The sequence below is a fragment of the Paenibacillus sp. FSL H7-0357 genome, assembly GCF_000758525.1.
Lineage (GTDB): Bacteria > Bacillota > Bacilli > Paenibacillales > Paenibacillaceae > Paenibacillus_AQ.
The window spans coordinates 7,018,494-7,032,037 of sequence record NZ_CP009241.1 but is presented as its reverse complement, the minus strand read 5'-3'; the positions used below and the strand labels follow the sequence as shown (position 1 = coordinate 7,032,037).

At 41.8% G+C, this 13,544-nt stretch carries 8 protein-coding genes; 7 read left to right on the top strand and 1 reads right to left on the bottom strand.

What is annotated here, in order from left to right; genetic code table 11:
• Positions 1 to 37 precede the first annotated feature (37 nt).
• Positions 38 to 2,554 (top strand): U32 family peptidase, encoded by a 2,517-nt coding sequence (locus tag H70357_RS31110; protein WP_038597214.1) that lies wholly within the window; start codon positions 38 to 40, stop codon positions 2,552 to 2,554.
• 252 nt (positions 2,555 to 2,806) lie between these two features.
• Positions 2,807 to 3,694, top strand: coding sequence for a UTP--glucose-1-phosphate uridylyltransferase GalU (gene galU / locus H70357_RS31105; RefSeq protein WP_038597211.1), 888 nt, complete (start codon positions 2,807 to 2,809; stop codon positions 3,692 to 3,694).
• 157 nt (positions 3,695 to 3,851) lie between these two features.
• Here galU and H70357_RS31100 read toward each other — a convergent pair whose 3' ends face one another.
• Complete coding sequence (locus H70357_RS31100) at positions 3,852 to 6,599, bottom strand: O-antigen ligase family protein (RefSeq protein WP_038597209.1); 2,748 nt, start codon at positions 6,597 to 6,599, stop codon at positions 3,852 to 3,854.
• 130 nt (positions 6,600 to 6,729) lie between these two features.
• On the opposite strand from H70357_RS31100, the gene H70357_RS31095 reads away from it, so the two are divergent.
• The 5 genes from H70357_RS31095 to H70357_RS31075 are packed head-to-tail and all read left to right on the top strand — an operon-like array spanning position 6,730 to position 13,544.
• Entirely contained in the window at positions 6,730 to 7,509 is a 780-nt protein-coding gene (locus tag H70357_RS31095; RefSeq protein ID WP_038597207.1) for an ABC transporter permease, read from the top strand.
• Positions 7,499 to 8,722 (top strand): ABC transporter ATP-binding protein, encoded by a 1,224-nt coding sequence (locus H70357_RS31090; RefSeq protein ID WP_038597205.1) that lies wholly within the window; start codon positions 7,499 to 7,501, stop codon positions 8,720 to 8,722. Before H70357_RS31095 ends, H70357_RS31090 begins: the two co-directional genes overlap by 11 nt.
• Positions 8,712 to 10,241 carry a class I SAM-dependent methyltransferase gene (locus tag H70357_RS31085; RefSeq protein WP_038597201.1) on the top strand — a complete coding sequence of 510 codons (1,530 nt, stop codon included), beginning with the start codon at positions 8,712 to 8,714 and terminating at the stop codon, positions 10,239 to 10,241. Before H70357_RS31090 ends, H70357_RS31085 begins: the two co-directional genes overlap by 11 nt.
• A 16-nt stretch (positions 10,242 to 10,257) precedes the next feature.
• On the top strand, positions 10,258 to 12,573 hold the full coding sequence (locus H70357_RS31080; protein WP_038597200.1) for a glycosyltransferase: 2,316 nt from the start codon (positions 10,258 to 10,260) through the stop codon (positions 12,571 to 12,573).
• A 50-nt stretch (positions 12,574 to 12,623) separates the two neighbouring features.
• The gene (locus H70357_RS31075) at positions 12,624 to 13,544 is read left to right on the top strand and encodes a glycosyltransferase family 2 protein (RefSeq protein WP_038597198.1); all 921 of its coding nucleotides are present in this window, start codon (positions 12,624 to 12,626) and stop codon (positions 13,542 to 13,544) included.

Genomic DNA, 13,544 nt, shown 5'->3' with positions numbered 1-13,544 from the left:
AAATGACCCGTCCATATGACGGTTTGGGAGGATATAAATGAACGAGCAAGGAATACGCAGGGAAGACGTGGAGCTGTTGGCTCCGGCAGGTGACTGGGAGTGCATGCGTGCAGCGGTGGCAAACGGGGCAGATGCTGTCTTTTTTGGCGTAGAGAAATTTAATGCACGGGCCAGAGCAAACAACTTCCGCTCGGAGGAGCTGCCGGAGATTATGGCATTCCTGCACAGCTATGGCGTGAAGGGGTTTCTGACCTTTAATATACTGGTGTTTGAGAACGAGCTGGCAGATGCAAAAGAATTGATTGATGCCTGTGTAGATGCAGGTGTGGATGCGGTAATTGTACAGGATTTGGGGCTCGTCAAAATGATCCGCGAGATTTCTCCGGACTTCCCGATTCACGGCTCGACGCAAATGACGATTACTTCACCGGAGGCGGTGGAGTTTACGAAACCCTTCGGGCTGGAGCGTGTAGTGCTCGGCCGTGAGAACAATCTGAAGCAGATCCGCACGATCGGGGAGCAGGCCCGCCTGCCGATGGAAGTTTTCGTGCATGGAGCACTTTGTGTGTCCTATTCAGGGCAATGCCTGACCTCGGAAATGTGGGGCGGACGTTCCGCGAACCGCGGGGAGTGTGCCCAGGCCTGCCGTTTGCCGTATGACCTGATGGTCGACGGTGAAGTGAAGCCGATGGGTGATGTAACCTATCTGCTGTCTCCTAAGGATCTGGCGGCCATTGATCTGATGCCGGAGCTGATCGAGGCGGGTGTGACCTCTTTCAAAATAGAAGGCCGACTCAAAACCCCGGAGTACGTGGCAAACGTGGTGAGCAAGTACCGTAAGGCTATTGACCGGTATTTTGACGGAAACTGGTCTCCGACTTCTAAAGAAGATATCCGTGAGCTGCAGCAGAGCTTTTCCCGCGGCTTTACGCATGGCTTCCTTGAGGGAACAAACAACAAGAAGCTGGTTGACGGGACTTTCCCGAAAAGCCGTGGTGTGTATATGGGCACGGTGGAGCAAATTCTCCGTGATGGCGTAGTCTGCCGCATTCATGCTCCGCTTAAACGCGGAGACGGCATCGTGTTCGACGCCGGTGATCCGACCAAGAAGGAAGAAGGCGGACGCGTGTATGACCTGCGCCGCAAAGGCGTGAAACTTGAGGGCGAAGCCGGGGAAGGCTGGATCATCGACATTGTGCCTGGGCGCAACGATGTGGATTTGCGCCGCCTGCATGTCGGCGACCGCATCTGGAAGACCAATGATCCTGCGCTCGACAAGGCGCTGCGCCAGAGCTACGAAACCGAGAAGCCGTACCGTGTCTTCCCGGTTCATGTCAAGGTGGAAGGCCGCGCCGGAGAGAAGCTGGCTACATGGTGGACGGACGTGCAGAAGGACGTGACTGTCCGTGTAGACTCGGAGCTGCTGCTGGAGACTGCGCAAAAGCGCCCGATGGACGCCGCCCTGCTGGAAGAACAATTCGGCCGCCTGGGCGGGACCGTGTTCCAGCTTGAGGCGCTTACGTCGCAATTAGAAGGCGACGTGATCGTGCCTATGCGCGAGCTGAACAGCATCCGCCGCCAAGCGGTGGAGCTGCTTGCCGGCGAGCGCCCGAAACCGCCCGTCTACGTGAAACGGGCGGTAGAGATCTATAGCGACGCCTCCCGCAGGGACGTCGCTGCAAGCGGTGATGCGGAGCTCACCGTGCTGTGCCGCAGCCTGCCGCAGGTGCAGGCTGCCCTCGAAGCCGGCGTAAGAAGCATTTACGCCGACTTCGAATTTATCAAGCAGTTCCCGGCAGCGGTAGACGCTGTCCGGGCTGCGGGGGCCAGCATCACGCTGGCCACGCCACGCATCCATATGCCGGGCGAGAACGGCTATCACGCCAATATACTGCGCCTGCAGCCGGATGCTGTGCTGGTGCGCAATACCGGCGCGCTGTATTATTATCTGCGCCGCCGCATGGAGCAGCCGGATGCTGTGCATCCACGGCTGATTGGCGACTTTTCGCTGAATATCGCCAATCATAAGGCGGTGGATCTGTTCCTGGAAGCGGGTTGCGATGTTGTCACGCCTTCTTATGACCTGAACATTCAGCAAATGGTCGATCTGCTGGGCCGCAGCGACACCTCGCGGATGGAGGTTGTGATCCATCAGCATCTGCCGATGTTCCACACCGAGCACTGCGTGTACTGCACCTTCATGAGTGAAGGCACAGACTATACGAACTGCGGACGCCCTTGCGAGGAGCAGCGTGCATCTCTGCAGGACCGGATCGGCATGTCCCATCCTGTCCGCGTGGATGAAGGCTGCCGCAATACCGTATACAATGCGGTTGAACAGTCAGGCGCGGAATACCTGAACAATTTCCGCGAACTAGGCGTTTCTTCTTTCCGCGTCGAATTTCTGGAAGAAACACCGGAGCAGGTTGCCGAGGTCATTAGTCTCTACTCCCGTGCGCTCCGTGGGGAAATCTCCGGCACGCAGGTATGGAAGAGTCTGAAAGCCACCAACCAGCTTGGGGTTACACGCGGACAGCTCGTCAACGCGAAATAAAGAAGAGTGGGACTGGCTTACCAATCCCATGGTAAGCCAGTCCCTAGCTCCGAATCTATGCAGAGCCAGTGTGGCAAAGGAGGTTTGATGAATCCTCCATGCCGCACTGGCTCTTTTACATGCAGGATTAATTTTCCTGAATGATTAACCATATAACTCCCAAAAATCGTCCATAACTGCTATAATTAAAATAATTATGCATTTTTATAGCGTTTATCCCCAAAGAAGAAAAGAATATGAAGGAGCCATATGATGAAGATTCGTAAAGCGATTATTCCCGCTGCCGGTCTCGGAACCCGCTTTTTACCCGCGACCAAAGCGATGCCCAAAGAAATGCTGCCGATTGTAGACAAACCAACGATTCAATATATTGTGGAGGAAGCTGTTGCTTCCGGCATTGAGGACATCATCATCGTGACGGGTAAAGGCAAGCGCGCGATTGAAGACCATTTCGACAACTCATTTGAGCTGGAGTTCAACCTGGCTGAGAAACAGAAGTGGGAGCTGCTGGAGTCTGTGCGCAAATCGTCCGAAATGGCTGACATTCACTATATCCGGCAAAAGGAACCGCGCGGACTAGGACATGCTATCTGGTGCGCCCGCAAATTCATCGGAAATGAACCGTTCGCTGTATTGCTCGGAGACGATATTGTTGAAGCGGACAAACCTTGCCTTAGACAGATGATTGAGGTTTACGATCAATATAAATCCTCCATAGTTGGAGTTCAGCCGGTGCCCTGGGAAGAGGTATCCCGATATGGTCTTGTAGATGGTACACCCTTGGCTGAACGTGTCTACAAAGCCAACCGGTTGGTAGAGAAACCGAAGCGTGAGGACGCACCGTCCAACCTGGCAATCTTGGGACGTTATATACTGACTCCGCGTATTTTCGATTTGCTGGGTGAACAGCAGGTAGGAGTAGGCGGTGAGATTCAGCTTACGGATGCCATTGCCCGTTTAAGCGAAGTGGAGCGGATCATCGCTTACGACTTTGAAGGCAGACGCCATGACGTCGGTGAGAAGATGGGTTTCATCCAGACAACGATCCACTATGCGCTTCAACATGAGGAGCTTAAGGACGGCTTGCTGCAGTACCTCGAGGAAGTGATCCAGAGCCAGTCTCAGAAAGTCGGTAAATGACTGAGCGTAGGTACCCTTATATTGACGTACGCATTCACATAAAACAAACAAGAGCGCTCCGCTGTCTACAACTGCGGGACGCTCTTGTTTGTTTTTCGAACTAAAGGATTATAAGATGATCATGTTCATAGTTCCCATTGCAGCGGGCGCTGGTTCCTTACTCTTGAAATGATGTGCTTGCAATTTCAGTAATCTTTTCAACTTCCGCAGGATCAGCAGCGATTAGCTTATTATACACATCCTGATCGAGAGCGGTGTTGGCCTTTTGTTGAGCAGCGAGATACCAACGGGCAATTTCGCGGTTAGTAGCATCAGTATAATCCTCACTCAATCCAAGCTTCAATGTTGCGGCAGCAACCTGAGTTTGACCTGCCATGAACTGAATTCGGCCTGCATTCAAAGTAATTGCTGAAGGAATGGCCTGGCCCTGCAAGTCTGTAGTTACATGACGATAGGCTTCGAGGCCGATCTTGAGATTAAGCTGTTTACCATCGTCATTCTTTTGAGTGAAAGCCTGCTGAGCCAGCTCGTAGGAACGGCTGATAAGCGCGCTATACCAGTTCGTGTCCCAGAGAGTTGTACTGTTTATGATATCAGTATAGTTGTCGTTAAAGCCTAGTTTTAACGTTGCTGCCGCTGCATCATTTTCTCCGGCCAGCAACTGCATTCTGCCGATATTTAAAGCAATGTTTGGTGTTATCGAGAATGGACGGCCTTGCAGCTGCTCAGGAGGCAAAGTTTTCAGGTGTTCCACTCCATCAACCACATGTTTGTAGGCATCAAAGCCACTAGTCAGGTATTCCTGCTTTTTAGCTTCATCCTTTTGCACACTTGCTGCATTTGCAAGCGCTTGGGACCGGCTGATTATTGTCTCATACCAATCAATGTCCCACACAAATTTATCGGCATTATCAAGGTAGACGCCCAGGGCAAGATCGCTCTGTCCCTTAAGGTCATAATATCCGACTAATTGCTTCAACAAATCCTTATTATAAGGCTCGTCCTTAAGCGCACGTGAAACTACGCTGTAAGCTTCCTCCAGATACTGCTCATCTTGGGTTTGGCTAAAGACTTGCTGATCCATGGACGATAAGTATATCGCCGATTCCGGGTGGAATGGACGGTCTTTCAGGGCAGCTACCAAAGGTGCTTTAATTTCCTCATAAGATTGGCTGACGCCGATCAGTTTTTTGGCTTTCATTGCGTCATTGCTGGATCCGATATAGCTTATCGATATAAAGATCAGATAGATGGTGCCGATGGTGAGTACAGCCAAGTAACTGATACGCAGTCCGGGTTTACTCCAGCCACGGCGAAGCGGTTTGCTGTCCATGACAGCGGCCATTCCAGCCAGTCCAAGGAAAACAAGGATTCCCATAAAGGCATAGCTTAGGTTGAAATCCAGCAAGCTGTGGACAAGAATGGACAAGGCGATAATAAGGAAGAAGAAACCATTATCAAATTCATCTTTCTCCCGTTTCACATAACTGCAGATATATTTATAGAAAATGTATCCGATAAAGCCCATAAATACGATGAATCCGACAATTCCAACCTCAATCAGATATTGGAGGAAGAAATTATGCGCCTGGCGGCTGGTATAAGGGTTATTCTGATAGTGCTCGTAGAGAGAAGCCCAGCCTCCGCCACCCGCACCCAGAATCGGATAATCTTTAACAACCTTAAGAGCATCTTTATAGAAAGTGAACCGCTCTAGTACACTGTGCTGCTTGAAGTTGATATTCTCCAGCCGCGTTTCAATATTATCCGGCAGAACACTACGGACGCTTGTACCAATGAGCAGGAAAGCCGCAATTCCAACAAGCACGATCGATACCAGTGGAAGCCACAGCCCGGAAAATTTACGGGAAGACATGCCGGATAGCTTTGCTTCCAGCCAAGGGGCAACATAACGCTGAACCGCCCACCCAAGAGCAGCAACGATAGCAGAGGCCCCAAGCAGGTACGCCCAAGCTTTAAAAGCAGCCCCTGAAGTGAAGCTGGTATTCAGTTCTAGTCCCAGCGTAGTCAGCGGATTTGTAACGAGCAGAGCTGCAAGGCCGGAAATAGCAATGTGGATAATCCAGAGAATTTGCTGAGCAGGTTTCAGGAACAGCAGCAGCAGGATGAATACCACAGGCAGCATGACGAGCCCGCCACGGGACAACGTCAACAGCAGCGATACAATAATGGGCACAAGCATAAATCCGTGAGTCAGCGTACCGTACCATTTTTTAGAGCGGACCAAAGCAAATACAGCTACAAACAGAAAAGCCATCAGGAAGGCAGCATAGGTATTGGCGTATTGGAATATGGAAGTCAGCCGCAGACCGTTGGAGTCGGTCATAACAGCATCTAAATATTTACCATCCCGCACAGTGTTGGAGAACCAGCCAACCAGAGTACCGGCAAATTTCGAGCTACCAAGCCAATTTAACAGTCCAAATCCTACAATAAAGTAAGCAACCGCAAGGACAGCGTTTTGGATGACAAGATTTACTTGCTTTTGCTTCAAGAGATATAACGCTATAATGAATATTGCAATGTACATGCTCTGAATTAACAGCAGGTTCATCGCCATATAATGCGAGGCTGCACCAAAGAGTGACAATGCGTACGTTATTGGAAGCAGCAGTGAGGCGACAGCAAGCAGATCGCGCTGCTCCTCAAGCTTGAATTTGTTGAAGTAGAGGCCCATCCACGCCAATAACATCAGGCCGCTAAGCAGAGCAGACACATAGACCGGTTTTTCAAAATCAATCTGTTGTCCGTTAAACACCCCCACCTGAAACGGGGTCCAAACCAAAAACACAATAAAAGCAACAACTAATGCCCATATGGGGCTGGATATCTTTTCAACATTTCTCGACTGAACAGCATTTTTTCCGTATACTGGTTTAGACACGTTTTAATCTCCTTTTTCTGTAGGTACGTGGATATTCTAGCATATTGAGCGTTTGGGGGGCCAGTAATTTAGAATAAATATTGTTATTTGATTTCAAAGTAGCTTTAATTTAGAAAGGGAGTAAAATGAAATGTTTTCTAGCAATTTAAACTTACTAAAGCAATTGGTTAAAAGAGATGTTTTAGCGAAATATAAAGGTTCATCACTAGGTATATTATGGTCAGTGGTAATCCCAATTATGTTACTGGCGATATATACGTTTGTTTTTAGTGTGGTATTTGAAGCTCGTTGGAATGTTCAGTCAAATAATCACCTTCAATTTGCATTGATTATTTTTAGCGGAATGACGATTTTTAACTTTTTTTCAGAAGTTATTAATCGTTCACCAACATTGATTATAGGTAATAGTAATTATGTGAAAAAAGTAATATTTCCATTACACTTACTTCCAGTTTCGATAGTGTTGTCTTCTATAGTGCATATGCTTATTAGTTTTATTATTTTATTTATTGGACTTGCTTTTTTTGGAGGAGGTATACATATAACGGCGCTCTATCTCCCCCTCGTTTGTCTGCCTATTATCCTTTTTGCTACAGGATTAAGTTGGTTCCTGGCATCATTGGGTACTTATGTAAGAGATGTAAGTTATGTTGTGAATGTTTTAACTAGTGCATTAATGTTTTTGAGTCCTATATTTTACCCGGTTTCTTCAGTTCCTAAGGAACTAAGGTTTTTATACAACTTAAATCCCATTAGCTTTACAGTTGAAGATATGCGTAACGTTCTGATTTGGGGTGTTCGACCAGATTTTGTATGGCTCGGCTATGGAACGTTGATTGGGATCGTTTTTTGTTTATTAGGATACTATTGGTTTAAAAAAACAAAAGGTGGATTTGCAGATGTCCTATAATAATAAATCAATAACTATCAATAATATATCGAAGATGTATAAGATGTACGACAAACCTCAAGACAGGTTGAAACAATTTTTCTATAAAAATAGAAAAAAGCTATATAGAGAATTTTGGGCGCTAAATGATGTTTCATTTAGCGTGTCATCTGGAACAACGTTGGGAATAATAGGGCGGAATGGATCTGGGAAAAGTACATTACTACAAATTATTGCGGGTACTCTCCAGGCATCATCAGGCACACTAAATATAAAAGGCAGAATTGCAGCATTACTTGAATTAGGAAGTGGCTTTAATCCAGAGTTTACAGGTAGAGAAAATGTTTATCTTAATGGAAGCATAATGGGTTTGTCAGAGAAAGAAATGAAAGAAAGAATGCCTGTTATAGAACAATTTGCTGAGATAGGGGAATTTATTGATCAGCCAGTAAAACTGTATTCTTCAGGTATGTATGTTAGACTTGCATTCGCTTGTGCCGTCAATGTGGATCCGGATATATTGATTATCGATGAGGCATTAGCAGTTGGAGATATGCAGTTTCAATTAAAATGCATGGATAAAATGAAGAAATTTAAAGAAGAAGGAAAAACAATTTTATTTGTTAGTCACGATACTTATTCCGTGAAAAATTTCTGCGATGAAGTTATTTGGATGAAAGACGGAAGGATATATAGATACGGTGATGTATTATCAGTAACAAATGAATACGAAATCTTCATGAGAACAAAGAGCGAACCGGTTGCAGAAGAAAAAGTACTAGATTCAAGTGAACAAGAGAAAAAAGTTTTATTAATCAACAATATATGTACCAAAGATGGTTCCGGCAAAGCCAAAGAAACATTTTCTTTTAAGGAAGATGTATACGTTGAAATTGAGTACACGCTTAAAACAAAATTAAAAGGAATTGTTGGTGGAGTTGCTGTTACTGACCAAAGAGATGCTTACATCTGTGGAGTTAATACCAAACTAGATGATTATTCACTACCTTCATTGCCCGGAAACTATACATTAGTCTGTAAATATGACCAGTTGAATTTATTACCTGGTACCTATTATATTGATGTGGGTTTTTTTGAAAGTGCTGGATTAGTGAGACTTGATTATAAAACAAAAATTAATTCTTTTAGTATTCAATCTGCAGATTATATTGCCGAAGGAATAATTCATTTGGATCACAGTTGGATTTCAGGAGGCGCGGGTAGTGAAATATAATGTTGATTTGGACATTTCTGTGGGTACCTCCCATTCTTTGATACTAAACAAAATTAAGCGTAATTCTAAAGTCTTAGAGTTCGGCTCTGCTTCAGGTTATATGACAAAATATATGAAAGAGGAACTCGGTTGTGAAATTGTCTGCATTGAAATTGATGCGGAAGCTGCCGAAAAGGCCAGGAAATATGCTGATTTAATGATAGTAGCAGATATTGAAAATGATCCCTGGTTTCAAAAAATTAGTGAATTTACGTTTGATTTTATTTTGTTTGCTGATGTTTTGGAACATTTGAGAAATCCTGAAGTTATTCTGAAGCAGGCAACTTCTCTTTTGAATAACGATGGAATTGTATTAACTTCAGTCCCGAATATTTCTCACAATGCCATTATAATGGAATTAATGCAAGGGAGATTTGATTATCGTTCTACGGGATTATTGGATGACACTCATGTACATTTTTTTACGAGGAAGAGTTTGTTGGAATTATTAGATGATTGCGGACTTGAACCATCCGAATGGCTCACAACTATGAGGAGACCTGAAACTACTGAATTTCAACAAAAATATAGTGATTTCCCTATATTGGTCCAACACTATTTGGAAAATAGGCTGGATGGAGATGTTTATCAGTTTGTGACTATGTCTAGGAAGAAGAAATCAGATGAAAATCCTCTAGACTTTACCTATAGACAGCATATTAATTATCTAGATCTAGATCATTGTCAATTATATTGGGGCGAAGATAGTTCATTTAATGAATTGTCGTCAATTCAAGTCCCAGTGGTCTTTAATAATGACTTTAAGACATACTCTTTTGACATCCCCTTAGGGGTTAAGGGGAACTTGCGGTTAGATCCTGCGAATACTCCGGTCTATGGAGCAATTAGAGGGGTTAAACTTTTTGAAATCACTTCATCGGGGACTAGAAGAGAAGTGAATCCGGATAACACAAAAATCACATCCCAATTAAAACCTTTAAATAATATATATAAATTAGCTGATGAGCGCGATTTTCGTTTCTTCGCAACTAATAATGATCCTTCAATATATATCGAAGGTATTAGTTTAAATGGAAACTTAAAATATATCCTCGAAGTAGAAATGCAAATTAATAATTCGATTGAAGAAATAATAACTAAACTATCGCATGAAATGAAAGATAATGAACTGGAAATAGTGAATTTATCTAAAGAAAATCAAACGTATAGTGAAGAAACTAATGTATTATTGGCTAGGGAGAAAGAACTTCTTGATAAGAATATGGCCTGGAATGAAACATACAGTGATTTAAATAACCAGTTCGCAGAGTTAAAAGAAACATATAAGTTGTTAGATGAAAATCATAAAACTATTATTAAACAAAATGAAGAAAAATCTCTTGAATATATTTCGAATCTTAGAGACAAAGAAATCTTAATAGAAGAGTTGAGAAAAGAAATTAGCTTGATGAAGTATTCCTTTTCATGGCGAAGCACTGCTTTTTTTAGAAAAATGGCGAATAAAATCAGAGGGAAGTAAGGGGTATTGGTTATAGATGAAAGATATAATTAACTGTGACATTATAATCCCGGTTTATAATGCACCTGAGGAACTGAAGAATTGTCTAGACTCTCTAATACAACACACTGATCTTTCAAATAACAGAATTATTATTATTAATGATTGTAGTCCTGATCCAGGAGTATCTGCGTTTTTGGACGAAATTGATAATCCAAGTATTGTGATTCTCCAAAATGAAAAGAACCTTGGATTTGTGGGAACTGTTAACAGAGGAATGAGCTACTCTCAACATGATGTGGTGCTGTTGAATAGTGACACGATTGTTACAGAAAAATGGCTGGAAAAGATGAAGAGAGTTGCATACCTTGATCACTCTATTGCTACAGTAACTCCTCTTACGAATAACGGAAGCATATGTTCTGTTCCGACATTTTTAGAAGATAACCATATACCTGCAGGATATGATATAGATTCATTTGCTCATTATATAGAAAATATTTCTTTGGAAAAATTCCGTGAAATCCCTACTGCAGTAGGATTTTGTATGTATATTAAGAGAAACATAATAAATGAGATAGGACTCTTTGACCAAGAAAACTTTGGAAAAGGCTACGGTGAGGAAAACGATTTTTGTTGTAGGGTCATTGAACATGGATATAAAAACATTCTAGATGACCATACCTTTATCTATCATAAAGGCTCTATGTCATTTCAAGGCGAGAAGCTTGAATTGCTAAAGAAAAACTTGAAGACGTTAAATACTTTGTACCCGTATTATGATAAAAGAATACATGATTTTATAGTTAAAAATCCGTTGAAAGAGATACAAGATAACATTAGATTTAGACTTTCGAGTTACGTTGACTCTTATAAATCGAAAGGGAATTTGTTATTTGTTTTGCATAATTTTTTTGATGAAAGCTACACTCAGCCTATAGGCGGGACCGAGTACCACGTAAAAGATATTGTTGATGGTATCAAAGATTACTTTATATATGTATTAGTTACAAATGGTCAAGAAGTCGTGTTGAAGCAATATTTTCAAGGTGAGGTGTTGGCTAAATACCATTTCCCTCTAGAAGAACCAATAGGACTTCAACATTTTCATCATCAAGAATATAGTGAAATTGTAGAAAAGATAATGAATACCTTTGAGATAAATTTAGTGCATATTCACCATCTAATTAGACATTCATTTGATATCCCGTATGTCGCCAAAAAAAATGGGATAAAGACAATCTTTACACTACATGATTTTTATTTGTTTTGTCCTAGAGTTAATTTACTGGATGTGAATAATGTTTATTGTAAAGACATGAGATCGGAACAAAAATGCAATGCTTGCCTGAGAGAGACATATGGATTTCATTCTACTTTTATTAACAAGTGGAAGGCTGAAGCTACAGCAATGATGTCAAATGTAGATTTGTTTATAACTCCATCTAACTCCACTAAGGCAATGTTTGAAGAAGAATTTGGTGAGGTTAACGGTAAAATTATTGCCATTGAACATGGAATAGCTCTTCCTGATTATGATGCTATTCTAAGAACCAAAGAGAATAGAAACTGGAATATTGCTTTTATAGGAGGGCTTTCTCCTAACAAAGGCAGTGATCTGATTTACAGTGTGATTACTAAATTTCCGAAAAGTAATGTTAATTGGCATCTTATTGGTGGATTAGGTGATCAAAAACTGAATTTGCTTAATCAGTCTAATGTACAAAAGTATGGACGGTATAAAAGAGAGGACTTGAAAGAGCTAATTGAAAAAAATGAAATAGACCTGGTTTGCTTGTTGTCTCCATGGCCAGAAACCTATTCATATACGCTTACTGAAGCTTGGGCACACAATATACCCGTATTAGTTACACCTTTTGGCGCACTGAAAGAAAGAGTTGAGCTAATTGGTGGAGGATGGGTGACTGAGACGAATGATGTAAATGATGTAATGGACAAATTGAAATATATCATTGAAGGAGAGATGAAAGAATATCATAAAAAGGTAGAAAATATAATAGGAAATAAAGTGAAAACTAAAGAGAAGATGGTTCTTGATTATATTGAAATATATAATAAATTTCTTGTCTCTAAACCCTTGTTATCAATGAATGCTCTGGATAATAGAACGGTTTTAGAAGGATTGAAATATTATCATCCAGTTAATGATAGTTCAGTATCATTAAATGAATACAATTCCCATGTTCAGAAATTGGAAAACGAACTAGAGGCCGTGAAATCTACAATTGGTTGGAAAGTGCTAAATGTATTAAGAAGTCGAGATCATTTTATTTTGAAATTGGGCAAAAAAGGAATACATCTCATATTGAGAGTCAAGAACCGTCTCAGGTAGAATGTAAAATGTCTACCGAGGATATTGTTAGTGGCAAAGGCGGTATATAGATGACTGTCCAAATTCTATTATCAACATACAATGGTGAGAAATATATTTCTCAACAAATTGATAGTTTATTGTCTCAGTCTTATAGTGATCTGGATATTCTTATTCGAGACGATGGCTCAAATGATGGAACACTCGATATTATTGAGATGTATATGTCTAGATATCCATCACAAATAAGATTAATAAGAGGCAAAAACATTGGAGTTATAAATAGTTTTTTTGAGCTTTTGAGAGAAGCCAGAACAGATGCGCAATATTATTCTTTTTGCGACCAAGATGATATATGGAAGAAAACTAAGGTTGAAGTTTCTATATTGAAATTAATGGAACAAAATAACAATAAACCCCTGTTATTTTGTTCTGCTACTCAATTGACTGATTCAAAATTAAAGGAAATTAAAGTGTGGCCGCAGCGGCCTGGAAAAGCTCTTGGTTTTTATAATGCATTGGTGGAGAATGTTGTTGTCGGTGCAACCATTACTATTAACAGAAAAGCTAGAGATGGGTTAATTAAATGCGTGCCCGACAACGAAAATATCATTATGCATGATTGGTGGATTTATTTATTTATCTCTGCTTTTGGTGAGATTATTTATGAATCCGATCCAACTATACTTTACAGACAGCATGAATCGAATGTTGTAGGGGGCAACAAAACTTTCCTGGATATATTACTTAGGAAATTTATGAGCTTCTCTGAGAACAGAGGGCGACGGTTGTTGTATAAACAGGCCTTGGAGTTTTGGAAATGTTATGGAGATAAGATTTCAGGGGGAAACAAAGAACAACTACGCTTATTTTTAGATGAAAGAGAATCTCTTGTACAGAAGTTAGTCTTTTTAAAAAGAAGTAAATTGTACAGACAAAATTTTTTGGGAAATATGTTATTCAAAATGTTGGTAATGGTTGGATATATATAA

Coding starts and splice junctions, on each gene's coding strand:
- H70357_RS31080 (WP_038597200.1), top strand. CDS start 10,258: ATGAAAGATATAATTAACTGTGACATTATAATCCCGGTTTATAATGCA.
- H70357_RS31075 (WP_038597198.1), top strand. CDS start 12,624: ATGACTGTCCAAATTCTATTATCAACATACAATGGTGAGAAATATATT.
- H70357_RS31095 (WP_038597207.1), top strand. CDS start 6,730: ATGTTTTCTAGCAATTTAAACTTACTAAAGCAATTGGTTAAAAGAGAT.
- H70357_RS31110 (WP_038597214.1), top strand. CDS start 38: ATGAACGAGCAAGGAATACGCAGGGAAGACGTGGAGCTGTTGGCTCCG.
- H70357_RS31090 (WP_038597205.1), top strand. CDS start 7,499: ATGTCCTATAATAATAAATCAATAACTATCAATAATATATCGAAGATG.
- galU (WP_038597211.1), top strand. CDS start 2,807: ATGAAGATTCGTAAAGCGATTATTCCCGCTGCCGGTCTCGGAACCCGC.